At 59.5% G+C, this 23,810-nt stretch carries 25 protein-coding genes, 1 tRNA gene and 1 pseudogene; 9 read left to right on the top strand and 18 right to left on the bottom strand.

From position 1 onward, the window contains the following. Nucleotides 1-41: 41 nt before the first annotated feature. From V5A26_RS01320 to pyrB, 5 genes are all read right to left on the bottom strand, one after another. Nucleotides 42-746 (bottom strand): RNase P subunit p30 family protein, encoded by a 705-nt coding sequence (locus V5A26_RS01320; protein ID WP_332322171.1) that lies wholly within the window; start codon nt 744-746, stop codon nt 42-44. A 3-nt stretch (nt 747-749) separates the two neighbouring features. After that, complete coding sequence (locus V5A26_RS01325; RefSeq protein WP_332320422.1) at nt 750-1,166, bottom strand: RNA-binding protein; 417 nt, start codon at nt 1,164-1,166, stop codon at nt 750-752. A 5-nt stretch (nt 1,167-1,171) separates the two neighbouring features. Continuing rightward, on the bottom strand, nt 1,172-1,366 hold the full coding sequence (locus tag V5A26_RS01330) for a DUF1918 domain-containing protein (RefSeq protein ID WP_332320421.1): 195 nt from the start codon (nt 1,364-1,366) through the stop codon (nt 1,172-1,174). A 265-nt stretch (nt 1,367-1,631) separates the two neighbouring features. Next, a complete protein-coding gene (gene pyrI / locus V5A26_RS01335) occupies nt 1,632-2,096 on the bottom strand; it encodes an aspartate carbamoyltransferase regulatory subunit (RefSeq protein WP_332320420.1) in 465 nt (154 codons plus the stop codon). Further along, nucleotides 2,093-2,995: an aspartate carbamoyltransferase gene (gene pyrB / locus V5A26_RS01340; protein WP_332320419.1), complete on the bottom strand. Its 903-nt coding sequence runs from the start codon at nt 2,993-2,995 to the stop codon at nt 2,093-2,095. Before pyrB ends, pyrI begins: the two co-directional genes overlap by 4 nt. A 72-nt stretch (nt 2,996-3,067) precedes the next feature. Here pyrB and V5A26_RS01345 point away from each other — a divergent pair, with 72 nt between their 5' ends. Together V5A26_RS01345 and V5A26_RS01350 are read left to right on the top strand one after the other, a co-directional pair. Continuing rightward, nucleotides 3,068-3,703 carry a MinD/ParA family ATP-binding protein gene (locus V5A26_RS01345; RefSeq protein WP_332320418.1) on the top strand — a complete coding sequence of 212 codons (636 nt, stop codon included), beginning with the start codon at nt 3,068-3,070 and terminating at the stop codon, nt 3,701-3,703. A 26-nt stretch (nt 3,704-3,729) separates the two neighbouring features. Continuing rightward, entirely contained in the window at nt 3,730-4,356 is a 627-nt protein-coding gene (locus V5A26_RS01350) for an RAD55 family ATPase (RefSeq protein ID WP_332320417.1), read from the top strand. 25 nt (nt 4,357-4,381) lie between these two features. Here the strand turns inward: V5A26_RS01350 and V5A26_RS01355 are convergent, their stop codons facing one another. Beyond that, complete coding sequence (locus V5A26_RS01355) at nt 4,382-5,311, bottom strand: FKBP-type peptidyl-prolyl cis-trans isomerase (RefSeq protein ID WP_332320416.1); 930 nt, start codon at nt 5,309-5,311, stop codon at nt 4,382-4,384. Nucleotides 5,312-5,471: 160 nt separating this feature from the next. Between V5A26_RS01355 and V5A26_RS01360 the strand changes: the two genes are divergently transcribed. From V5A26_RS01360 to purD, 6 genes are all read left to right on the top strand, one after another. Continuing rightward, the gene (locus V5A26_RS01360; RefSeq protein WP_332320415.1) at nt 5,472-6,833 is read left to right on the top strand and encodes an Nramp family divalent metal transporter; all 1,362 of its coding nucleotides are present in this window, start codon (nt 5,472-5,474) and stop codon (nt 6,831-6,833) included. 66 nt (nt 6,834-6,899) lie between these two features. Then, nucleotides 6,900-7,436 carry a class IV adenylate cyclase gene (gene cyaB, locus V5A26_RS01365; protein WP_332322172.1) on the top strand — a complete coding sequence of 179 codons (537 nt, stop codon included), beginning with the start codon at nt 6,900-6,902 and terminating at the stop codon, nt 7,434-7,436. A gap of 121 nt (nt 7,437-7,557) precedes the next feature. After that, nucleotides 7,558-8,763, top strand: a complete 1,206-nt coding sequence (locus V5A26_RS01370; RefSeq protein ID WP_332320413.1) for a methionine adenosyltransferase — start codon at nt 7,558-7,560, stop codon at nt 8,761-8,763. A 44-nt stretch (nt 8,764-8,807) separates the two neighbouring features. Further along, complete coding sequence (locus V5A26_RS01375; RefSeq protein WP_332322173.1) at nt 8,808-10,004, top strand: tRNA sulfurtransferase; 1,197 nt, start codon at nt 8,808-8,810, stop codon at nt 10,002-10,004. Then, on the top strand, nt 10,001-10,456 hold the full coding sequence (locus V5A26_RS01380; RefSeq protein ID WP_332320411.1) for a DUF5804 family protein: 456 nt from the start codon (nt 10,001-10,003) through the stop codon (nt 10,454-10,456). The genes V5A26_RS01375 and V5A26_RS01380 overlap by 4 nt, the downstream gene beginning before the upstream one ends. Nucleotides 10,457-10,603: 147 nt before the next feature. Beyond that, nucleotides 10,604-11,887, top strand: coding sequence for a phosphoribosylamine--glycine ligase (gene purD / locus V5A26_RS01385; RefSeq protein ID WP_332320410.1), 1,284 nt, complete (start codon nt 10,604-10,606; stop codon nt 11,885-11,887). Between the two features lie 246 nt (nt 11,888-12,133). Here the strand turns inward: purD and V5A26_RS01390 are convergent, their stop codons facing one another. From V5A26_RS01390 to sdhC, 5 genes are all read right to left on the bottom strand, one after another. Continuing rightward, nucleotides 12,134-13,957 (bottom strand): FAD-binding protein, encoded by a 1,824-nt coding sequence (locus tag V5A26_RS01390; protein ID WP_332320409.1) that lies wholly within the window; start codon nt 13,955-13,957, stop codon nt 12,134-12,136. Between the two features lie 206 nt (nt 13,958-14,163). Further along, a complete protein-coding gene (locus tag V5A26_RS01395; RefSeq protein WP_332320527.1) occupies nt 14,164-15,993 on the bottom strand; it encodes an FAD-binding protein in 1,830 nt (609 codons plus the stop codon). A 5-nt stretch (nt 15,994-15,998) separates the two neighbouring features. Then, nucleotides 15,999-16,826 (bottom strand): succinate dehydrogenase/fumarate reductase iron-sulfur subunit, encoded by an 828-nt coding sequence (locus tag V5A26_RS01400; RefSeq protein WP_332320408.1) that lies wholly within the window; start codon nt 16,824-16,826, stop codon nt 15,999-16,001. Next, nucleotides 16,826-17,194 (bottom strand): succinate dehydrogenase, encoded by a 369-nt coding sequence (locus V5A26_RS01405; protein WP_332320407.1) that lies wholly within the window; start codon nt 17,192-17,194, stop codon nt 16,826-16,828. The genes V5A26_RS01400 and V5A26_RS01405 overlap by 1 nt, the downstream gene beginning before the upstream one ends. Continuing rightward, nucleotides 17,194-17,625 (bottom strand): succinate dehydrogenase, cytochrome b556 subunit, encoded by a 432-nt coding sequence (gene sdhC, locus V5A26_RS01410; protein ID WP_332320406.1) that lies wholly within the window; start codon nt 17,623-17,625, stop codon nt 17,194-17,196. Before sdhC ends, V5A26_RS01405 begins: the two co-directional genes overlap by 1 nt. A gap of 554 nt (nt 17,626-18,179) precedes the next feature. Here sdhC and V5A26_RS01415 point away from each other — a divergent pair. Next, a tRNA-Glu gene (locus tag V5A26_RS01415) sits at nt 18,180-18,254 on the top strand. Nucleotides 18,255-18,506: 252 nt separating this feature from the next. Here V5A26_RS01415 and V5A26_RS11395 read toward each other — a convergent pair. The 7 genes and pseudogenes from V5A26_RS11395 to V5A26_RS01445 form a co-directional block, all read right to left on the bottom strand. Continuing rightward, nucleotides 18,507-18,767 (bottom strand): annotated as a pseudogene (locus tag V5A26_RS11395) (zinc ribbon domain-containing protein); the annotation flags it as partial. A gap of 174 nt (nt 18,768-18,941) precedes the next feature. Then, nucleotides 18,942-19,490, bottom strand: coding sequence for a hypothetical protein (locus tag V5A26_RS01420; RefSeq protein ID WP_332322174.1), 549 nt, complete (start codon nt 19,488-19,490; stop codon nt 18,942-18,944). A gap of 68 nt (nt 19,491-19,558) precedes the next feature. Continuing rightward, entirely contained in the window at nt 19,559-19,963 is a 405-nt protein-coding gene (locus V5A26_RS01425) for a hypothetical protein (protein WP_332321056.1), read from the bottom strand. Between the two features lie 147 nt (nt 19,964-20,110). Further along, on the bottom strand, nt 20,111-20,824 hold the full coding sequence (locus V5A26_RS01430; RefSeq protein ID WP_332321055.1) for a hypothetical protein: 714 nt from the start codon (nt 20,822-20,824) through the stop codon (nt 20,111-20,113). Beyond that, entirely contained in the window at nt 20,817-21,728 is a 912-nt protein-coding gene (locus V5A26_RS01435) for a signal peptidase I (RefSeq protein WP_332321054.1), read from the bottom strand. The genes V5A26_RS01430 and V5A26_RS01435 overlap by 8 nt, the downstream gene beginning before the upstream one ends. Further along, on the bottom strand, nt 21,725-22,888 hold the full coding sequence (locus tag V5A26_RS01440) for a hypothetical protein (RefSeq protein WP_332321053.1): 1,164 nt from the start codon (nt 22,886-22,888) through the stop codon (nt 21,725-21,727). Before V5A26_RS01440 ends, V5A26_RS01435 begins: the two co-directional genes overlap by 4 nt. Continuing rightward, on the bottom strand, nt 22,885-23,694 hold the full coding sequence (locus V5A26_RS01445) for a hypothetical protein (RefSeq protein ID WP_332321052.1): 810 nt from the start codon (nt 23,692-23,694) through the stop codon (nt 22,885-22,887). Before V5A26_RS01445 ends, V5A26_RS01440 begins: the two co-directional genes overlap by 4 nt. Between the last annotated feature and the right edge of the window lie 116 nt (nt 23,695-23,810).

Here is a 23,810-nt window from a genome sequence, read left to right on the forward strand (position 1 = left end):
AGCACGGTCTTTGACGTGGACGGTTGTAACTCCACGGTTCGTTACTCCGAGTCGGAATCATCAACCAGCCGGACCCCTGGTCTGACACTCGAGGGATCAAGGCGGTCCCGATTCCGCTCGGCGATCGCCTGCCACGCGGACAACCCCGCCTTGATCTGTTCGAGATCGAATCCGATCTCCGTCCCCACTGCAATCAGTTCGCGCGGACCCCGCACTTCCAAATGTGTCCGTGGCGACCCCGAGACCACGAACGGGGCCCCCGCGTCTTCGATCAATTCTCGGAGTTTTCGTAGATCGGCGATCGTTTGAACCCTGTCGCCGCCAGACTGACGCAATACGCCATCGAGGTTGACTTCGAAGGCCACCTCGTTCTCGGCAGCCGCGTTGGCCATCACGTGGTTCACGTCACCATCTCCGCCCATCGGATCGGCGAGGACGTCAACCCGGGGGGATTCGGCGACGAACCGGTTCAGATCGGGATCACGGCCCCGGACGAGCAGAATTTCTGCCTCCGGTCTCCGATTGCCGATGGCGCCGCTCGCGATGGCTTTCTCCCGAGCAGTGATTTCGATGCCTCGCACCACGCCAATCCCGTACTGATTCGCAAGCGATTCTGCGTCGACAGTCGCCATATTCGACTGGCGGTTTCTGAGGACCATTCCGTCAAAGCCCGCCAGAGAAACGGTCACCCCGAACCGGCCAGGAGTCGTCGGCCCGTCCGCGTGGACATGGACGGTTTCGTACATCGGTCAGTCGAGTGCCTCCCGTGCGTTTTCAAGAGCGGCCTCCCGTTTGGCTGGATAGGCTTCGACCTTGGCTCTCAGGGTCAGGCCGTCTCCGAAGGCGAGTTCACCGCGCGCGGCGGCTTGCTTGTCCAACCCGATGTATAATGCGTTGTTTTCGTCGAGTCGGTCGTCGAGTTCGGCCCTGATCCGATCGACGTCAATGGCCTGCTCCAGCCGGTCGAAAATCGTCCCGATATCCGCGGCGCGTTCGACCCGCGAGCTGAGAATGACGATCCGATCACCGTGATGGCCCTCCCCGACCGCGGATTCGATTGCGGCCTGCTCAGGGATGACAGTCCGCAATGCGTCACGCACGCGGTCTCCGTCCTCCGTTGCATAGCAAAAGGCTCGGAGATCGACGTAGTGGAAGGGGCGGCCCATCCGAGTTACGCTGCGTTTTCTTCTTCGACCAGTTCGAGGTGCCCCTCCGGGACGCCGGCTTCCTCGCCGTCCTCGAAGGAAATTGTGTAGTTCGCATCCCCGAACATCGTCTCCACGACCTGTGTGACCGTGCCGACTTCGCCGTCGTATTCGCTGTGCTCGTCAGTGAGACGTACGTTGTCGTCTTCCTCGAATGCCATATCACGGGCTATTTCCCCGGCTCATTAAAGTCAACCGGTCTCGAACCCGTGGTTCGGGGAGCTAAATCAGTCGATTCGGTCGATCTTCTCCTCCTCCGTTTCGTCCATGAGGAGTCGCCAGATCAGGGCAATGAGGATCAAGGCCACGCCGACTTTGAGGATTGTACGTCCCATATCTATGAATACACCAGCATCGAATATACACTTTCGGGCGACGCGAATACGGACAGAGACCCACCGGCACCGCGGGGCCTAGTGTGAAAACCTAGGGTTCGATATGATCGGTAATGTCCTCGCGGATAATCGTCTCACAATAGCGACACTGCACTCCGCCATCTGTCACTGTGAAGTAGGTTTCCACCGGCTCGCCTGCATTGGTGATGCAGTTCGTGTTCGGACAGGTCAGGACCCCAACAACCGACTCCGGACGGTCCACTCGTGATTTCTCGATGACCTCGTAGTTTCGAATGATGTTGATCGTGGCGTCCGGGGCCAAAAGCGAGAGAACGTCGACTTCCTCCTGGCTCAGTTCCATGCCCTCGACTTTCACCACGTCCTTGCGGCCGAGTCGGTCGCTCGGGACGTTCATTCCGACGCTCACCGGTTGACCCTCGCTGCCATCGATCCCAAGAATTACGAGCACGCGGAGTGCTTCGCCGGCGGTGACATGGTCGATGACGGTGCCGTTCTCGATCTTGCTGACGCGGAGTTCGGTTTCTTTCTCTGTCATAGGAGCATATCAAGGAGGGCCATTCGGACCGGGACACCGTTGTGTGCCTGTTCGAAGTATTTCGCCCCCGGGAGCGAATCGATTCCCGGAGCAACTTCGTCCACTCGTGGAAGTGGATGAAGCACTGTGAGATCCTCGTTATGTTCGAGAATCATCTCTTTGTCTAACTGGTACTGGCCGGAGACAGCCTTATACTCGTCCTCGTCCGGGAAGCGTTCGCGCTGAATGCGGGTGACATAGAGGACATCAAGTTCGGAAAGAATAGCTTCGAAATCCTCGTGTTCCCGAACCTTTGCGCCCTGGTCGTGGAGGTCATACCGAACGCTGCGGGGGAGTCGCAGACTCTCGGGACTGATGAAGTGTTGGGCCGTATCGAAGTTCGTCAGTGCCTGTGCGAGTGAGTGAACGGTCCGGCCGTATTTGAGATCGCCCATGATCCCAATCGTCAGGTCGTCCAGGCCGACTTCCTCACGAATGGTGAACAGATCAAGGAGCGTCTGCGTGGGATGTTGACCGGCCCCATCTCCGGCGTTCAGAAGGGGCACATCTACGTACTCGGTCGCCATTGTGGCCGACCCTTCCATCGGATGGCGCAGCACGATCGCGTCCGCGTACCCCTCGATGACTCGCAGGGTGTCCGCCAGTGTTTCACCCTTGCTTACACTCGAGAACTCGACGGGCCCCATGTCAATGACGTCTCCGCCGAGCCGTTTGATCGCCGCCTCGAAACTCATCTTTGTCCGCGTACTCGGTTCGAAGAAGGCCGTGGCGAGAAGCGCTCCCTCGTGTGCATCAGCGACATCCTGTTGGTTGGCGGCGAAATCGGCGGCTCGATCCAGCACCGCCTCGATGTCCGCCCTTGTGAACTGTTTGGCGGAGATCACATGCTCGTGGCGCATTATGTGTGTACCCTCGTGGCTGCATATTGAAACCCTCGTTTGTCGGACCGACTGACGGACGAATCTTTTTGAGTGAACAGCAGCCCAACTGGGGCCATGCTCGCAGTGACTGGTGGGAAAGGCGGCACGGGGAAGACGACAACCGCACTCGGACTCGCCGCCGCCCTCTCGAAGCGGCGGCGAAACCCGGTCGTCATCGACGCCGATGTCGACATGCCCAACCTCCACATCCGTGCAGGGGTGGATGACACGGGGCTCGAGGCCCTCGCCACAGGTGGCTCGCTCACTGAGGCCGCGACCGAATCCGTCCAAGTTCCCGGTATCGACATCGTTGGGGCGACACCTGGCACCGATCTGGATGCCGCACTCCGGAATGTCACAACCGATCGGCCCGTCTTGCTCGACGGAGCAGCTGGGGTTTCCGAACGCGCAGTGACCCCCCTGCGTCACGCAGACCAGGTGGTCGTGGTAACCAGAGATACCCCTGCCGCCGTGACAGATACCGTCAAATCGATTCGGATGAGTCGCGCAGTGGACGCCACCATCGCTGGCGTTCTCCTGAGCCGGGCCCAAGACGTTTCCGAGGAGGTCCAAGAAACGCTTGGGACCGGCCCCATATATCCAGTCCCACGGGCTCCGGACCCGGTCACCCACGAGATTGTCCGACCTACGTATGACACTTTCATCGAAAACTGGGCGAACGCTTAATGGGCGGGAGCCCCTCCATAAGTCCAATGGCGACGAAACACTCCACCGGGGTCGAGGTTCTCGACCGCGAACTAGATGGCGGCTTTCCAGCCGGGAGTGTCGTCGCGTTTCAGGCCCCAGCAGCCAGCCAGGGTGAGTTACTGCTCTACGAGTTGACCCGACCGAGATCGACGCTCTATCTGACGAGCGATAGAACCGAGGACGCAGTGGCAGACGCGATCGAGTCGACCACCGCCCCGACTGGGTCACCGGAGATCCAACTTATCTCTGGGGAGGACCCCATCGACACCACCCGTCGGGCCGTCCGGAGAGCCTTCGACGATATGACCGTCATCATCGATCCGGTCGATCCGCTCGAGCGAAACAGTCGGTCCCGATACGAGCAGCTGCTCAACGAGATCCGCAATCATATGCACAACACTGGCGGGATCGCGTTTCTCCACGCCCTCGAGGGGTCGAACACACCGCCGCTCCGGGAGACGACCCAGCATATGGCCGACATTGTTCTCGACCTCGACGTGGAAATCAAGGGGAATGAAGTCGATAGTCGGCTGACTGTGCGCAAGTACCGGGGCGGACAGATCCCTGACGAAACGATAAAACTCGACCTCAGCGAACGGGTCCGGGTCGATACGAGTCGGGATATCGCCTAATCGGTCGCGAAAACGGGACTCGACTTTATTCCTCGTCGAGATCGTCGACGTCGAGTTCCTCCATGATCTCGTCAGCGTCCACATCAGCATCTTCGAGTTGCGCTTCGACGTCGCCGAGGCCGCCGCCCATGCCACCCATACCGGGCATCGCGGGCGTTCCGTCGATGATCTCCTGCACGATGACGCGGTCAATATCGATCTTCTCGATGATGTCACCGAGTATCTGCTGTTTGGACATCATCCACTGCTGGTCGAACTGGAGTTCCGGCGCGCTCTCGATGTAGAGGGTTTCCGTGTCGACTGCCTGAACCTCAGTTTCGGATTCGTCGTCTTCCGTCTCGCCATCGACTTCGACTTCCTCTTCGACCTCGTCGGTCTCGATATGCATGTCGAGATCCACGTCAAAGTAGGTCTCCAGCAAGCCTTTGGCTTTCTCGACGCGGTCGTCAATGGTGTCGAGGATTTCGTATTCGTATTCAACGTCATCGCCAGCAAGTGGATGGTTGAAGTCCACCCGGGCGCGTCCACCAATGATGGTCTCGACGTGACCATGCTGTCCGTCGAGGTCGACATGGGCCCCGGGGTACCGGTCATCTTCGGGGATCTTGTCGGCGCTCACGGTCCGAACTTCCTCTTCGTCGTATTCCCCGAAGGCTTCCCCTGCTGGAATTTCGACGGTTCCCTCAGCACCGACCTCGCTGCCAACGATGTCTGACTCGACACCCGGGAAGAGATGCCCTTCACCCAGAACGATCGTTCGTGGGGCGAACTCCTGCTCATCGGTATCTACACCCTCCTCTTCGGCAACTGATTCGTCAGTCGTGTCGACGAGGTCGCCACTTTCTACCGTGTGTGCAGTGTACGCCACTTTGACGAAATCGCCGTCTTGTAGTCCCGCCGTGCCGGCGTCTTCTGCCGTGTCATCCGCCGAATCGGCCGTCTGTTCGTCACTCATACCCCAAGGGAGTTCCGTTCGACCCTTAAGAATCACGGTCCGCTTGTCACCTCCGCCCGCCGTGAATGTCGGGATTCCCTCGCTGTCAAAAGATGGGCCCTGGCGGTTTTCGTTCCCATCCAAACGTTTAGTTCCCCTCCCGGAACAAGGAAGGGTACATATGGCAACAGTAGACACGGAGACAGAGGGGACAGCCGAAGAGTCCCCGGATCTTAACTATCCCGCCGAGGACTGGGCCGGATTTATCAAAAACCATCTCGGGCCTTCGCTCATGTGGGCGCTTTTAGGGATCGGAGGGAGCCACATCGTCCTCGCTCCGACCTTCGGCGGTTTGTACGGGGTCTTCGGTGTGTGGGTCGTTGCGATCATCTTCCTCGCGAAGTACGGAGGCTGGGAACTTGGCATCCGGTACAACTACGGAATTGGCAGGAACCCAGTCGAGGGCTACGGAGATCTGCCGGGGCCCGATCACTGGGGCCAGGTCTTCACAATGCTCGTCTATCTGGTGGGCTGGACTGTTATCCTCGCCTCGGTGGGATTCAGTGCCGCAACCTTCCTCTCCGCACTGATTCCCTCTATTACCGCCATCCAACTGTACATCGGCCTGATCGCGTTTGCGGTGGCGCTGACGATGGTCTCGACGTATTCCTGGATCGAGAACCTGATGAAAATCTTCGTGTTCGTCCTCGCCGGCCTCATCGTCCTTGGCGTATTCGTCTCGCCACCCGCACCGAGTCGGGTGATGGAAACCGCATTCACCGTGCCCGATTTGACCTCGCCGGTATTCCTGGGACTCTTTGCTGCGTTTGCTGGCTACGCACCAACCGGCCTGAGTACGACAGTGACGATCGGCAGTTGGAGCCTGGCCAAGAAGGAAGGCGCCAGAGCCCTCCGACGCCAAGATTACGACCCGACTGACGAACGCTTCCAGGAGTACATCGCCAGTTGGATGCGGACCGGCACGAGGGACTTCCGGGTCGCGTTCGTGTTCAGTTTCGTTCTCATTGTGAGCATGATTCTGCTCGCAACTGCTGTCCTCTTCCCGAAACCGCCACAGGATGCAAACATGGCGATTGCCATCGGAAGTATCTTGCAGGAAGGGTTCGGTGAGTGGACGTTCTACGTCGTTGTCGCCGGGGCGTTCGCCGCGCTCTTCTCGACGGTCGTCACGGTCATTGACGGGGCCGCGCGGGTCAATGCCGACACGCTTCCACTCGTTCTCGAACGGGAGATGGACACGGACCGCCTGCGACTCGGATTTATCCTCCTGATGGGCACCGCGAGTATCATTCCCATCCTCGTCATCGGACAACTACCAGTCACCCTCATGGTGTTCTCCGCAGCCCTGATGGCAATTCTGCAAGTCTTCTTTTACTTCGCGAACTACTACATCGTCCGCAAGCACCTCCCGGCGGCGTTCCAGCCCGATCGGGTCCACACGGTCTATTATATCGCGACAATGGTCCTCGTGGCGGGTTTTGGAGTGATGGGTGGTCTCAGCCGACTCGGACTGGTCGGCTAAAACAGCGATTAACCATTCCAGGACTTGAAACGGGACCTTTTCCTTTTGGCCCCTCTGTCTCCGCGCATGTACGAAGTCGAGGTGAAGGTCCGCGCAGACCATGACCCTGTTCGCTCGAACCTCGAGGCGGCCGGGGCCACAGCACTCGGAACAATTGAGCAAGTCGACGTGTACTTCGACGCCCCACACCGGGATTTTGCGGCGCGGGACGAAGCACTCAGACTTCGTGAACAAACAGATTCGGACGGATCGACGACCGTTCTCACGCACAAAGGCCCTCGTCTCGAGGGGGCCACCAAAACCCGAACGGAACACGAAACGGAGGTCGGTTCGAGAGACGAAATGCAGGCTGCCCTCACCGCGCTCGGATTTTCGCCGGCGGCGACCGTCGAAAAAACCCGTGATCGGTACGCATTCGAGGACTGTACGGTTACCCTCGATCGCGTCGCTGGTCTCGGGGAGTTCGTCGAAGTCGAGGCCATTGTCACGGAAGATGCGATCGAGCGGGCCCAGGACCGAGTTACGGAAACACTAGAAAACTTGGAGTTGGGCGACGCTGAACGACTACAGACATCGTACTTGGATTTACTCGCAGCCGATTGACCCCCTCCCGCGCCTGAAGACGCCGGAATCAGGACAGTGAACCATTTGATGCGTCTGGGACATGAGAAACGGTGAATTACTTTTCGCAAGTTATAGGAGCGGGCATCGGCTATTCTCGGCAATGACCGATCGGAACATCCGCGTGCAGTCCCTCAAACGGGGCGCGGTCGAAGACCAGGAGATCGAGATCGTCGAGCGGAAGGGGATCGGCCATCCCGACTCGATCTGTGACGGGATCTCCGAGGCCGTTTCGCGGGCCCTGGCACAAGAATACGTCGACCGGTTCGGGCGAGTCCTCCACTACAACACTGATGAAACACAGCTGGTCGCCGGCGACGCCGCGCCAGCCTTCGGAGGGGGCGAAGTGGTGGAACCGATCTATATTCTCCTCGTCGGTCGGGCAACTAAATACTACGACGGACAGCCGATTCCGGTTGATTCCGTCGCACTCGAAGCTGCGCGGAGCTATCTGAGAGAAAACCTGCCCAACCTCGACCTCGAAAGTGACGTGATGGTCGACGTGCGGCTCGGGGAGGGGTCGGGTGACCTACAGGAGGTCTTCTCCGAAGAGGGGGGAACGGTGCCGATGGCCAACGATACGAGTTTTGGGGTGGGCCACGCACCGCTCTCCGAAACCGAACGGATCGTCTTCAACACCGAACGTCGCCTCCGCGAGGCGTTCCACGACGACCATCCCGCGTTAGGCCAAGACATCAAAGTGATGGGAAAACGCGAGGGTTCGACGATCGACCTGACCGTTGCTGCGGCTATGGTCGATTCCTATGTGCCGGATATGGAGACATACAACGAAGAGATCGAGGCCGTCCGAAATTTCGTCAGTGATCTCGCCACCGAGTATACTGATCGGGACGTTCGCGTTCACGTCAATACCGCCGACGAACCAAGCGAAGGGGCGATCTACCTGACCACGACGGGAACCAGCGCCGAGCAGGGCGATGATGGGTCAGTTGGTCGTGGCAATCGGGCGAACGGATTGATCACACCCAACCGGTCGATGTCGATGGAAGCCACGAGCGGTAAAAACCCGGTCAATCACATCGGGAAGATCTACAACCTGCTTTCGACGAAGATCGCCGAGGCGGTCGTCGATGACGTCGAAGGAATCCGGGACCTCAAAGTCCGGCTCCTGAGCCAGATCGGGAGTCCAATCGACCAGCCCCACGTCGCGGACGTCCACGTCGTCACCGACCCTGAAACCGACTTGCAGGCAGTCGAACCGAAGATTCGGTCGATCGTCGATGACCAACTCGACGACGTCAGATCCGTCACGACCGCCGTCATCGAGGGCGAGTTGTCGACTTTCTAAACCGATCCCGAAGGGCGCTTAGGGCACCGGGACAAGGTGGGAGTATGAAGGTGCCGGGTGCGGACGCGATCATCGTCCGACACGGGGACATCGGGGTCAAAACCAGCCGGGTACAATCCTGGATGGAGCAGACCCTCGCTGAAAACCTCGACGCGATGCTATCGGCTCGATCGATCGAGGGGACCGTTGAGCAGCACTGGGGTCGGTTGTTCATCAGGACGCCAGCCCCCCATTCCGCGGCCCGGGCTGCAGCAGACGTGTTCGGCGTCGTCTCGGCCAGCCCGGCCCGTTCGGTCCAACCACAAATGGCCGCCATCTCGAAAACACTTGCCGACGTCGCTGAAAAAACGTACGATAGAGGGTCCTTCGCCGTAGACGCGAGACGGGCCGGAGACCACGAGTTCACCAGCCAAGATGTCGGTCGAATCGGAGGGGAAGCCATCTGGGAAGCGGTTGCGGACCAGTTCGACCCGGAAGTCGATCTCGATGATCCCGACCACACCTTTGCAGTAGAGGTCCGGGACACCGAAGCCTTCGTTTTCCGGGGTCGGATCGATGGGCCCGGTGGCCTTCCAATCGGAACGCAAGAGCCGCTTGTCGCACTGATTAGCGGTGGTATTGATTCGCCGGTCGCCGCCTGGCTCGCGATGAAGCGGGGCGCACCGATCATTCCGCTTTACTTCGACCTGGGTGAGTATGGCGGCGCCGACCATCGGGCCCGGGCCGTCGATACTGTCAGGACGATTGCTGCCTCCGCCCCAGGACAGGACTGGCAGCTTCGAGTCGCAGATATCGGGTCTACCCTCGAATCGATCTGCAACCGAATCGGTGACACAAGAATGCTCTCGGTCCGTCGGTTGATGCTCCGGGCCGCGGGCGAAATTGCAGCCAAAACCGGGGCCGAAGGGATCGTCACTGGCGAATCGATCGGCCAGAAATCGAGCCAGACAGTAACGAACCTCCACGTGACCGATCGCATCACGGATTGGCCCGTGCATCGACCGCTCCTCGCGTTTGACAAACAGGAGATCATCGCCAGAGCGCGTTCGATCGGGACCTACGAGACTGCGACAGTCGATACAGGCTGCAATCGGATCGCGCCCGACAATCCCGAGACTGCAGCCCCAATCGACCGGGTCGAGGGTGCTGAACCGGCCGCCTTCGAAGAATGGGCACGAGAGGCGGCTGCCGAGGTAGACATATTACAGGTCGAACCCAAGTTCGAGCCGAACGGCACATGACCGAGGTCTGCCTTCGAGGGGGCGAGGAAATGTCCATTCGTGAGGCACTGCTTGCCTACGAAACGGCTCGCTCCGCACTCGCCCCCTACAATATCACGGAGCCCTTCGAGAACACGATTGCGGTCGACACGGTGAGTTTGGGGGCCGCGATCTCGCTGTTGAACGATCTCTCGTGGTATCTGGCCCGCACTACCGATGAAGTGTTGCTCCGAGACCCGTCGGTGAGTCCGACTGAATGGCTCTCCCGAAACCTCGCAACAGCCATCCGCAACAGCAACATCCTTCCTGCAGAAACGGGCGTGTATCTCAAGGTTTACGGGGAGGACGGCGGGCAGTTGGTCGAACCGATGTACGTGACCCGCCGGGATGGCGCCATACCTGTCTACGATTTGGCAGACGTATCGAACACGGTCGTGGTCCGGGTGACCGAATCCGAGTTCGAACAGGCCTGACATCTCCACCGAGCGAACCCGGGAGACGTTCTTCCTGTCTTTCTCCGATCTCAGAAGTGCCACCACGGCATGCGGTACTCACATTCGTGGATAGTCCATCTGTGACACACGGTAAAACTTACACAAGTATGGGTTCCAGAGACCACTATGAAAGAACGAGTCTTGCTGGTGGGCGGGGGCGGCCGGGAACACGCGATCGCCCGGGCGCTTGCCGACACGACGGTATACGGGTTCAGTAGCAACCGCAACCCGGGAATCGACAGCCTGGCCGAGACCGTGCATCTCGGTTCGGAAACAGACACTGACGCGATCGTGGACTTTGCGACGGAGGTTGACGCGACAGTCGCAATGATCGGGCCCGAAGCGTCGCTTGCGGCCGGTGTGGTCGACGCGCTCGAGGATGCCGGGGTCTACGCGTTTGGCCCGCCGGCCGAGATGGCCCGCCTCGAAACCGACAAGGCCTATCAGCGGGAGTTCATGGCCGAGCAGGGAATCGACGCCAGACCGGCGTTCGAGACGTTTGGCAACCCTGAACCGGCAATCGACTACCTCGAATCGGTCGATGGGGATGTCGCTGTAAAACCGCGGGGTCTCACAGGCGGCAAAGGGGTTCGGGTGACCGGCGATCAACTCTCGAAAACGGAGGCGACTGTCTACATCCGCGAGAGCGACTACAAGGAGTGGGTCATCGAAGAACGGTTGGTCGGCGAGGAGTTCACCGTTCAGGCCTTCGTCGCGAATGACACCGTTCGCCCGACGCTCGCGGTGCAAGATCACAAACGTGCCTACGAGGGCGACGAGGGACCCAACACGGGCGGCATGGGCTCGTACAGCGACACGGGACCTGTGCTGCCGTTCATGACACGGGAGGAGTACGAGGCCGCAGTCGAGATCCTCGAGGAAACTGTCGAGGCGCTGGGGGACTACCGAGGGGTGCTTTACGGCCAGTTCATGCTGACAAGCGAGGGGCCAAAAGTCATCGAGTACAACGTCCGATTCGGCGATCCCGAAGCCATGAACACGCTCCCGGTTCTGGAAACGGATTTCCTCGACGTGTTGACGGCCGCACGAAATGGATCGTCGCTTCCAGCCCTGGAGTTCTCAGGCCAGGCTACCGTTTGTAAATACGCGGTTCCGTCAGGGTATCCGGTCGACCCAGATGCGGGTGCAAAAATCACGGTCGAGGTCAACGAAGCCACGGAAACGGACCGCTACTATGCCTCAGTTGACGAACAGGAGGATGGGCTCTATACGACGACTTCCCGGTCCTTTGCCGTCCTCGGCCGTGGTGAGTCGATCGTCAAAGCCGAGTCCCGAGCCGAAGCTGCACTCGTGGACGTTGGCGAGGGATTCCACATCCGGCACGACATCGGCACCGACGAATTGGTCGAATCACGGATCGATCATATGGAAACGATCCGCGGGATGTGAGACCGGACCGGAAGAGACGATCAGTGTTTCCGGCGGCCAGTGTCGGGACATGAACATCGCTATTCCGATCTTTGCCTTGGTCACCGGCGTGCTCACTGGCAGCGTCTTCGCGGCGCTCGAAGCACAGATCCCACCGGCACAAAATCTAGCGGTGTCTTGGGGATTCTTGGGATCTATCCCGGATTTGTGCTCGTCGAAGGAAGCGAGTTGATCACCGATCTGCTCTCTAATGTGAGGGTACGGTAATCAGTACGAACGTTCCTCCGGTTCATAGGCCACAGTCTCACCGTCGAGAAGCACCGGTTGGTACCACAGTTCCGGGTCTCCATCCCGCCAGTTCACCACGGTGTGTTTGAGCCACTCCTCGTCTCGCCGTTCCTGGTGTTCGGCCCGCCAGTGAGCGCCTCTCGATTCTGGGCGCGCAAGTGCCCCCATCGTAATCGCTTCGGCCAGATCAATGATGTTCCGCGTTTCGATCGTGTGTTGGAGATCAGTATTGTACGTCCGGGACGGATCTGTGACTGAAACGTCCTGGTAGGTCACCCGAGCCTCCTGAATGTCGGTCAAGGCTGCTTCGAGTTTGTCGCCTTCCCGGAAGACGTTTACATAGTCGGTCATCGTTTCCTGGACCTGTTTTCTGACCGATACATGTCCGACGTCGGTCTCGCGTTCCAGAAGTCCTTCGACACGTTCCTGTTCGGCACTAACGGCCCATTCGAGTACACCCGCCGGTTCGAGTTCGGCTCCCCCCTCGATTACGTCGGTTTCCGTCGCCTCCGTGCCCAGGTCCGTTGGCCAGGTGTCCCGCGAAGTTCGCTCTGCATCGGGGCCGACATCGATCGTCGGGGAACCGAGTTCCTCGCCAGCAGCGTGACGACCAGCTAAGGCTCCGAACACGAACAGTTCGGGGAGGGCGTTCCCGCCCAGCCGGTTCGCACCATGGAGGCTGACACAGGCCGTTTCACCCGCCGCATAGAGTCCATCGATGCAGGTTGCCCCATACTCGTTGGTTTCGATCCCACCCATTGCGTAGTGCTGACCCGGTTTGACTGGCATCGGGTCTTCAAGTGGATCGACACCCTCGAAGTGCTCTGCCAGCCCAACGATGTTTTCGAGGCGATCCATGATCCGCTCCTCCCCGAGATGGCGCATGTCGAGTTTGACATGTTCGTCGTCGAACCCGCGGCCCTCCTGAATTTCTGTGAGTTCAGCCCGAGAAACGACGTCTCGCGATGCGAGTTCGCCTTCCTCCGGGGCGTAGCCCCGCTCGAACATGAACCGCTCTCCCTCGCTGTTGAACAATCGGCCCCCTTCACCTCGGACTCCTTCCGTGATGAGGACGCCGGTCGAGGGGAGTGTCGTCGGGTGGAACTGGATCATCTCCATGTCTTCCAGCGGGACACCCACCCGGTAGGCCATCGCCATCCCGTCCCCTGTGTTCGCGACTGCGTTCGTCGTGTGATCGTAGACCTGTCCAAGCCCACCCGTCGCAAGGATGACACCGCCACTGGCTTGAAATCCCTCGACTCGCCCGCTCCGAATATCAATCGCCGTGACACCAGTACAGGTCCGGTCACGGGGGTCTGGTTCGTCGGTCACGGCAAGTCGGGTAACGAAAAACTCCTCGTAGACCTCGATGCCGCGTTTTATGACCTGTTCGTAGAGCGTATGCAACAGATGATGACCCGTCTCCGCTCCGGCATAGGTCGTTCGAGGGAACGAGAGGCCGCCGAAGGGACGCTGGGCGACAGTTCCATCCTCCTCTCTTGAGAACGGCATGCCCCAGTGTTCGAGTTGCATGACCTCCTTCGGGCTCGTTCGTGCGAAGGTCTCGACGGCAGGGGCGTCGGCCAGATAATCCGCACCCTTCATCGTGTCCTTGGCGTGGTCTTCCCAGGAGTCGCCCTCACGAAGTGCGGCGTTAATCCCACCCTCTGCAGCACCAGTGTGACTCCGGACCGGATGAAGTTTCGAGACGATAGCCACATCCGCACCGGACTCGTGAGCCGCGATCGCAGCCCGAAGGCCTGCACCGCCACCGCCGACAACAAGAACGTCGTGTTCGTACATGGGTCAAGGTACTTGGTTAGGGTGTCGCGTTCCCACCGACATGAAGGACATCAGATTGCCTGACCATTTCAATATATGGTCACCAGCGAGACCGGAGTCGGGCCGGGAGTGAGACGACGGCCGACGGACTCACCAGTCTGGTGGCTGGATCAACCGAGGGGGCGACCAGGCGGACGGTTTCCGTCGAATCCGCCACCTGGCCCTTGTCAGTAGCTCCGTTCGGTCGGATCGTACTCCTGGATTTCACTTTCGAGAATATTCGGCCGATACCACATCTCAGGGTCACCGTCGTTCCAAGAGAGCATCGTGTGCTTGCGCCACTCCTCGTCTTTACGTTCCTGATGGGCCTTGCGCCAGTGAGCGCCCCTAGACTCTTCACGGGCCAGGGCTCCGAATGCGATAGCTTCTGCCAGATCTATCAGGTTCCGCGTCTCCAACGCGTGCTGGAGTTCCGTGTTGAACGTCCGTGACGTATCGGTCACGTGGAGATTCGGGAGCTCCCGCTTGGCCGCTCCGATCTCTTTCAATGCAGTTTCGATCCCCGATTTCTCACGGAAGACATTGAGGTGCTCACCCATCGCGTCCTGGACCCGCGACCGGATCGCGGCCTGGCTCACGCCGTCCTCAGTCACGAGGAGCGAGTCGATACGCTCGGTCTCGGCTTCCACTGCTGAGTTGATCACTGGTACGGGATCGACGAGTGCGTCATTGGGCGTAACATCCGGGGGCCCCCCACTGATCTCCCCCGGTTCGATCGGCCAGTCGGGGTCCTCACGCTCGGCATCCGGGTCTGGACCGACCTGTATCTCTGGTGTACCGACATCCTCGCCCGCCGCAGCACGACCGGCCCGAGCCCCGAACACCAGCAGTTCGGCCAGCGAGTTGCCACCCAAACGGTTCGCCCCGTGCATGCTCACGCAGCCGCACTCGCCGGCCGCGTAGAGCCCATCTATCACCGTCTCTCCCCATTCGTTGATCTCGATCCCACCCATTGTGTAGTGGGCACCCGGTTTCACCGGCATCGGTTCCTCAAGCGGGTCCACGCCCTCGAAATCCTGGGCGAGGTGAACGATGTTCTCGAGACGGTCCATGATTCTCTCTTCGCCGAGATGACGCATGTCCAGATAGACGTGATCGTCGTCCACGCCTCGTCCTTCGGCGACTTCCGTGAGTTCAGCACGCGAGACGACGTCTCGGGAAGCGAGCTCCCCGTCCTCGACCGCATAGCCCCGCTCGAACATGAACCGCTCGCCATCGCTGTTGAACAACCGGCCCCCTTCCCCCCGCACCCCCTCCGTAATGAGCACGCCCGTGGATGGAAGAGTGGTCGGGTGGAACTGGATCATTTCCATGTCTTCTAGCGGGACACCCGCCCGATAGGCCATCGCCGCCCCGTCGCCGGTATTTGCGATCGCGTTCGTCGTATGCTTGAAAACCTGCCCGGCGCCGCCGGTCGCGAGCACGACCCCGTCTCGAGCCCGAAATCCCGCAACCTCCCCGGTCGCGATGTCGAAGGCTGCGAATCCGTGACACTGCCGGTCGGCCACCTCGTCGTGGTCGGTAACCGCGAGCCGTGTCACGTACCACTCCTCGTAGATATCGATGCCCCGCTTTACGACCTGCTGGTACATCGCGTGGAGCATATGGTGGCCTGTCTCCGCACCAGCGTATGCCGTCCGTGGGAAAGACAGGCCACCGAAGGGGCGCTGGGAGACGGTTCCATCGTCGTCGCGAGAGAAGGGCATCCCCCAATGTTCAAGTTGGATGACCTCCTCCCTGATCTCTCGGGCGAAGATGTCCACAGCCGGGGCATCAGCCAGAAAGTCGGACCCCTTCATCGTGTCATAGGCGTGGTCCTCCCAAGGGTCGTCCTCGTGCAAAGCCGCGTTCACGCCCCCTTCCGCGGCACCAGTGTGACTTCGGACCGGGTGCACTTTCGAAACAATAGCGACGTCAGCGCCTGCTTCGTGGGCGGCGACTGCCGCCCGTAATCCCGCTCCACCACCACCGATCACAAGTACGTCGTGTTCATACATTGCCATCACCAGAACCGCAAGTCCGCCTTCGTAGCGTCCCGTTTGATTTGTTGAATGTGCTCGGTCAGCGGGATGTCCTGGGGACAGACGTTCGTACAGGAAAATTGTGTCTGACACCGCCAGACGCCGTCGTGTTCTTGCAAGATTTCCAGTCGCTCTTCGGCCCGATCCTCACCTTCACGTTCGTCAGCGTAGAAACGATAGCCCTTGTTGATCGCTGCCGGCCCTAGGTACACGTCTTCATTGCTCGCGATGGTGCAGGAGGAGGTGCAGGCACCGCACCAGATACAGCGGGTGCTCAACTTGACGTCTTCCCGGTTCTCACGGCTCTGATACCGTTCGGTCAACTCGTCGGGCGGCGGGTCATCCGGGTCGAAGTACGGCTCGACGGCTCGCATTCGCTCATAAAACGAGTCCATGTCCACGACCAGGTCCTTGACGACTGGGTGGTGAGGGAGTGGTTCGATCTGTATCGGTTCTTTCAGCTCCGAGACCTGGGTCTTACACCCCAAGCGCTGGGACCCGTTGATGAACAGTGCATCCGAGCCACAGACACCCTGTCGGCAGGAATGTCTGAATGTGAGCGAGGGATCCTGTTCGTCCCGGGCCTCGATGAGCGCATCGAGAATCGTCATCCCCTCGTGCGTTGGAATTCGAAAGGTATCGAAACCGGCGTCCTGCTTTGACTCGACCTCGGGATCGTACCTGAAGATCCGCAGCGTTACTGTCTCACCAGTCGATTCCGTGACATCCGATTCCGGCTCTTCTGGGTCTTCCGAGTTGAGCCCACTCGTCTCGGGTCGAATCGTCCGGTCGGCGTCGGAATCGCTCATTAACTTATCACCCCGGCCATCGCGACGGCGATCCGGATGCCCTGAATGACGAGGACAGTGCCAGCGATCGTAAGCAGCCAGAATACAACCGTTCGCCTGCGGCCCGAGAGCCCATGGTTGAGCAACGCGTTGTAAATACCATTGAGTCCGTGGTACGCGGCGGTCACAAGGAAGACCACAATCATGATGAAATACACGAAGCGGTCCATTCGGAGCGCCGAGCCCCACAGTGTGACTTCGGCAGCGTGGTTCACGAAGTGGAGCCAGAGAAAGTGAAAGCCCAAGGTAAAGAGCAAGACGACCGCGGTTACTCGCTGCAGGAACCAGGCGATCGAACCTGATTCGAACCGGCTCCGTCGGTCTGTCATCACCACGGCACGACCTCCGGTGGCAAGAAGACTGGAATGCTAAGCACGGTAATAACAGCCGTGACGGCCACAGACACGTAGAATCCCTCGGCTTCCCGTTCGAGTCCGATACCCAAATCAACCAAGAGCAACCGAATGCCGTTGGTCATATGAAAAACTGCCGCGGCCAGGAGTCCGACCTCAAGAACCCGGACCAGAAAAATGCCTTCGAGCCCTTGGATGGTCCGGGTGTAAAGATCAGTCCCAGCCGCGATCGCTTCGGGGTCAGAGGCCGCCGGAATGGCCGTGCTGAGAACGGCGATATGTGCAAAGAGGTAGCCAATGAGTACCCAGCCGGTGACTTTGTGGAGAACCCAGGCCCACATTCCGGCCGAAAAATACCGAAATCTCCCGAAGTCCTCGATGAGGCCCCGATCGTATGGCGCTCCCATACTTCGTCTGGCACTGCTCAGCACAAAGACCTTACTACACTTCCCTTTCGATGGGAGTTGCCACGACTGCCGATTACCTCCACTCACCGACTTGCTGCTCTCAGCAGTCCCGATTAAGAAGTCGAACTAGATCGTCGCCTCGAGTTCAAACTGCTGACTGCAAAGGGGGAGAATATCCGATTTGGTTCCAAAGAACTCAGACGAATTACCGACAAAGGATTGAATTGGCGGCCACCCGGTCGGTACGCAAGCCATCCCTGGCCGTGGTAATTGGACTCGGCTTGCGCTCTTTCTCACCCTGATCGGGATGTATTTTCAAGCGGTGATCGAGTCTGGCCCGCGGCTGCGATTCTCCTCCGCCTGCATGATCACCATATCTCTGCCCAGTGAATCGGTTCAGCGAGATACATAGCAAAGTCAGTACGGCAGAACCCAGAATGGAACCGTCACAAAGGGTTTTCGAACCGAAAACCGGTTGCCTGGGTTGTGGGACAAACACATTGAGGGACCCGATTCGACGGTTTTATACGCAAAACCGGGATACAATTGGATGCGCTCCGTTGGTGTAGTCCGGCCAATCATCTTGGCCTTTCGAGCCGAGGACCAGGGTTCAAATCCCTGACGGAGCATGCGAGACACGAGCGTAACGAGTGTCTCGATTACGCGAGCGGTGGAACCGCGAGCATTCTGCGACGAACGAAGTGAGGAACGACTGCGACAGAAAGTATTTGAGCGCACGAACAGCTTTGCTGTGAGTGACGTTCGAATCCCTGGCGGAGCTTGACATCCTCGTCCGGCTAGAGCCGGAGGAATCTCAACTCAAGCAAATCGAAGATTTGCGTACGTTGCAAACCTCCGGTTTGCTCAGCGTTGGTATATGAGGGATTACAGACTCCCTGCTCTCTCGTGTTGAACGACCCGCTCTCGCAGTCGAACAGGAAGGCTTCGGCGTGTGCCAAACAGCCGTTACTCATATCCCCTGTTGGAGGACTCCGAGGTATGCTTCTGCGGATATTCACCGCACCGTTCACATCTGTATTCATCGTCGTCACGCACGATGAACAAACCTACAGGCCGCGCTCCACGCGATTGCTATCCCGAATCTGCCCGCCACACGATCACGTCGTGCTCGTGTTCTCCTTGCTCTGTATATTCATCAGTCGGACCGGTCAGCAGCCAATGGAGTCGTCGTAAATATTCCGCACCTGGATCTCCGTTTGTCCGGCCTCGTGTAGTGGAATATCTTTCAGCCTCGTGGAGGCTGAGGGGGGTTCATTCCTTACACCCGGACCTTCCGGGGCCCCGAGTTGGTTGCGCTACAATCCCAGCATTTTCTTGAAGAACGAAATGAATCCACCGTCATCCGATTCAGTCGCTTTTGTCGTCTGTTGGTCGGGAGAACCGTCCTCTGTCTCGGAACCCGGGGTGGGCGCCGCGCTGTCAGTCGGGGTCTGGCCCTCGGTCGTGGTCTCCGTATTGTCCCCGGCACTCTCCTCACTCGCCGACTCTTCACTGTCCCCACCACCGAAGAAATCCGCGATCCCGCCGAGGATGGAGCCGCCACCTCCAGAGTCCTCGGACTCCTCGGCCTCGGGCGTGGCCTGCCGATACTCGATTTCGACACTATCGTAGACGTGGAATTCGTCGTCCCCAGTTCGGGTCACGAGTTCGAGTGTCTCCGTTTCACCGTCTTCCACCCGCGGGAGGTGATCGAATGAGATCTGCTCACACTGAATGGTGAAACTGTCCATATCCGGGGAAAAGGTATGACCTTTATACCGGATGCTCGGCTCGATTTCAGTATCCGATAGACCTGCTACTCCCAATTCGATCGGGGTTTCCCCACGAAGGTCGTACTCGGTCATGACGACGCCATCAACGGACTGGCCGTTCACCGACACGATTTCGAGATCGACGGTGAGGAGGTCCCAGATTATTCGACATCGATACGGTCACTATCCTCGGTTGAATCCGGCTCAGAGGACTCGGTCGATTCGTCCACGTCATCGGTTGTGGTTTCGTCTTCGCTCTCGGAGGTTGTTTGGTCCTCGTCATTGCTGTCGGATTCTTCGGCTTCGGTGGCTGGGGTAGACTCACTCTCGGTGACAGGGTCCGCAACGTCGGTTGAGCCGGTTTCTTCGTCAATGACGGTTTCGTCCATCGGGTCTTCGCCCGACGTTTCGGACGGGGAGGAGTCCGTCGCATCACTCGTCGGCGACTCGTCCGAGTCAGTCGTGGGCACACTGTCTGCAGATGGCGAATCACCAGTCGTCAACGCTTCCTCCGAGCCAGACGCGGATTCGGTTGCCGTTTCGTTTGACCCGGAAGACAGAGCCATATCACCGTCTCCGTCCGGTGAAACGGTGATCTGGTAGTCCTCATTCGACTCGGACGGGGAGTGAGAGGAGTTTTCCGTCGAAACAGGGACGGATTGATCGCCGTCATCTATGGCCGGTCCTGGCTCTCCATCGGCGGATTCGGGGGCTTAACCACCAGTCTCGGACTCAATCGGTTCGGGCGTGGTGGTCACCGGTGCTTCCATCGCAGAGTCGTTGGAAGGGCCACTCGCCTCTGAGCCCACCGCTATGCTTTCGTTCTGCGGAGCGGACCCGGGCAAGTCACCGGTTGGAATCGGCGAACTCGAGTTCTGGGCACCACCAGTGGTGGTTCGGTTCGACGGAGCAGTGAGATTGTCGTTTGTCTGCTCACTCCCCGGGGTCGAGCCACCAATCGTGTCCGTTCCATTGAGTGGGATTGTCCCATTTCCTGGGTTCACCACAGCAGGTGGATTATCTGGGGTCCCGTTTGCAGGGATCGATACTGAGCCATTGGGCGGGTCCGAAATCGATTCCGGCTCAGAACCGTTAGTCGGAGGACTAACGGCTGGGATTCCTCCCGCACCGATGGAGTCGTAGGTCGCTGACTCGTTTGATTGGCTTTCATTCAGAACTGTCTCGTTCGTCACGGTCTCGTTGAGCCCCACTAATCCCATCGCAGGTGCCGGATCGAAACCCCGTCGTGAATGATTACTCGAGGGAGCCGAAAGCGGCTCGACGCTCACCGAACTGCCCACCGCCTCGAAGGTCATGGTTGCTGATTCCTCGTCCCAGAGAGCCGACGTGGACGTGTGTACGCCGGCACCAATCGATGCGGTAAGCACCAGCAGAACGACGAAACTAACGAGACCGAGCTTAGTCATCGGTACCCTCCGACGAACCACTCCCGTCTGTTCTCGTCGGCCCCGCCGTAGGAGGTGCAGTGGCTTCGCCTCGATTCGTTCGCCAGGTAGCGAAGGTTATCCAACCTGACAGACCTAATCCGAGGAGCCCGGCTGTCAGGACCCCGATTGTTACTGGGTGTGGGGCTGAAACGGCGGCGATCTCCCGGAGCATGTTCCATCCCGCGTACCCGAACAAAGCCATCATGGCGATCACGGTCAGCTTGAGATCGAGGAGATCGATCGTCACTTCGGACGACAATTCCGCATCGTCGTCGGTTTCTAACTCGATTGCGGACGCCGAATCAGCCGGCACGGGACCATCGAACTCGAATGTGTCCTTGGTGGCTGTGGATGAACCACTGATCGCTGCCGTATCGGTCACGGTCGATCCCTTGCCGGGCGAATTACTCCACGACCGAAGTTCGAGTAACACTAACGCCGTCACCGGAAGCACGATTAGGGAAACGAACCCCAGTGGGGTGTTCGCCCAGAGGATGACGTGTCCGATCAGCGGGAGGATTATCGTCACTTCCCCGAGTACCGAACTGTGTGGCACAATACCGTGATCGGCGTTTTCGTTGGCATCACCCTTCGTTTCGAAGCCCTCCCCCATGACCGAGACCACCCGATGGGTGGTGGGAATCGCGTCGGGGCCGGACGCGTATGTGACGATGTCTCCCTGTTCGATGGCGGTCGATCCATCGACGACCACGACGTCACCCGGACTGAGCGTCGGCTCCATGCTTCCGGACAGGACGACATAACTCTCGTCCGCGCCGATGGCCTGTGGGACCGCATAGGCGGCAAAGGGCGCAATCACGGCCAGCAGGAGGACGGTCGCCACGACGGCGCCGATCGAGCGCCACCGGCTCGGCACGTTCATCGGCCCCCCTCCCTTGGATCGAGCAATGCACCGACCGATTCGAGTCCCGGAAGAGACGGATCACCACAGCCATCACAGTCCTCGGGGGATTCCGTCGTGCACACACAGACGGTAATGTGACTGATCGCTTTGCCAGTCGGGGCAGAAACGATCCCATCGGGACTGGTCGTCGGGAGCCCTGCCGTGTCGGCGGCTGTGGATTCGTCGCCGTCGTATTGGACGAATCCGCGCCCGCCTTTGACCGCTACCGTGCAGAGACTCGGGACGAGACCGTCAGGGAACTCGAGGTTCACCAGCCGAAAGGCGACTCCGGTCGTTTCCGTCCCACCGTCTTTCGTTTCGATCGCGTAGATTTCGAGCCCGTAGGACGTGTCACCCTCCGTGAACGCGTATGTTCCGGGTTCGATGAAGCTCTCGTCCATTCCTGGGGTGCCCGCCTCCAGTTCGAGTTTGCCGAGGGTCCGACAGCAGGGACAGTCCTCGCCGGGCGGACAGGGCTGGGGCTCGCGATCCCCGAACGGGTTCGTCGCCAGATCATTGCGACATTGCACGGCCCCGAACCACAGCGGGAGTTCGACCGTTTCGGTTCCGACGTATCCCGTCAGTTCGTACTCGAAGCTGACACAGACCTGATCGGTGAGACACTCGACGGGAGCAGTCGTCGGATCCCCGTCGATCCGGACGCCCGTTTGCATGGCCTCCGCGACCGAGCGGAGGGAGCCCGAGATGATCGACGCGTGCGTTTCGCCGGTGTCACAATCAACAGTCGAAAGCCGGAGTGTTACTGCCTCAGCGAGGGCGGTCGAGGCGGGAATGGGGCAGTCCGTGGCCAACCACAGCGCGGCAGGGTTGTTCGGTTGGGCGGATTCGGGAAGCGAGAACGTGACGTCCGTCCGTCCCGCCGGGTTTGATTCGTCCAGTGACCCGATCGGAATGTCCAGCCGGGGGCCGTTGACGGTTCCGTGGTTCGTTTCTGGATCGTCCGCGCCTGGTCCCGAAACGATGTCGTAGCTCACGGCGAGGTCGAGGATACCGGACTGAAGGGCGACATCGAAACCGCTCCGAGACTGGAACACCGCTCCTGTCCCAGAGCCGGCGACTGCCCCGATCGAACCGATCCCGGCGATAGCGGCGAGCACCTGCCTGCGGTTCACGTTCATGCTGACCCTCCATCGAGGAAGGGGCTATCTCCCTCACATGGACCCGCGGCGAACGCGAAGTCGAAAGTGAAGGAATCGCCCTGAATGCGATCTGACGCAGTCTTCGGGAGTTCCCACGCCAGAGCCACACACCTGAGCGTTCCGGGATCGAGACAGTCATCGAAAACCGGCACGCCTTCGTTCGCGACGATCGAATCCTCAGCGAACGCGTCACCGAACGGTGCGCGTGGGACGACAGGTGCTCGCAACGTCTCGTCCAGTGTTCGAAGGCCGTCACAGGAACCCAGCGGTGAGGTATCCGTCCACACTTCGACCGTGGCTTCCGTTGCCAACTCGCCCACAGCATCGGTCGTGTCCCCTGCCTTCCGCTCGGGCTCGTTACGACCGTTTTCGGCCTCGGCGGTAACTACTCCAGACAACCAGATCGATACTGGACTCGGGGTCTCCTCGGAGACGGCTTCGAGTCCGACGACGAGCGTCCCTGAATCACCCGGCAAAATGTTGCCGAGTCGCAATACTGGGCCCGCCACGTCCGTCCGATAGGTGGCCTCCTCGAGATAGAGCGGTTCCGTCTCCGGATCCATGGTGGCGTCGTAGGAATCCGTCGATCCAGCCTGATTTTCGCGGAACGTTCCGTTTCTCGATTCGTACCACGCGACACGAAGAATCGCATCGTCCGTGTCCTCCGTGAAAGCCGCATAGGTGTACTGCGTAAACGCTGGGGAAGTCTGTTGGAAGCGAAGCCCGCCGATAACCAGTGTCCCACCACCAATTCCGGCAAGTAACGATCGTCGTGTCAGTTTCATTTTGTTTTAGCGGACCGTGCGTTGTCGCCCGATGATTCGAATTGTCGCGGGTACCGTTCTGCGACCCTGTGTTCAGTCAATAGATTTGATTGGAAGGGGTATAGGTATGAAGTGGA

The organism is Halodesulfurarchaeum sp. (genome assembly GCF_036626455.1).
Classification (GTDB): domain Archaea; phylum Halobacteriota; class Halobacteria; order Halobacteriales; family Halobacteriaceae; genus Halodesulfurarchaeum.